Origin of the sequence: Polaribacter gochangensis, from assembly GCF_046224025.1 — a bacterium.
GTDB lineage: Bacteria > Bacteroidota > Bacteroidia > Flavobacteriales > Flavobacteriaceae > Polaribacter > Polaribacter gochangensis.
Window position 1 is genome coordinate 1 of sequence record NZ_JBJXRF010000078.1, and the last position, 243, is coordinate 243.

Annotated in this window: 1 protein-coding gene; it reads left to right on the top strand. The window is 31.3% G+C overall.

The features are described 5' to 3' along the window. Positions 1 to 242: hypothetical protein (locus ACEWL1_RS12190; RefSeq protein WP_409233570.1), on the top strand; the 242-nt coding region annotated here is incomplete at its 5' end. Position 243 lies beyond the last annotated feature (1 nt).

Genomic DNA, 243 nt, shown 5'->3' on the forward strand with positions numbered 1-243 from the left:
ATGGTGGTGCTAACTGGGAAGAAAAAGAAGGTAATTTTCCAGATATTCCTGTAAAAGCAATCATGATGAATCCTTTTAATAATGATGAAGTTATTATTGTTAGTGAATTAGGTGTTTGGAGAACAAGTAATTTTAAATATGATTCTCGAAGTTGGTCAAAATCCTTAAAGGGTATGTCTTATGTAAAAGTAAAATCTTTTAGTTGTAGAAGTGCTGATAATACTGTGATGGAAACGACTTAGG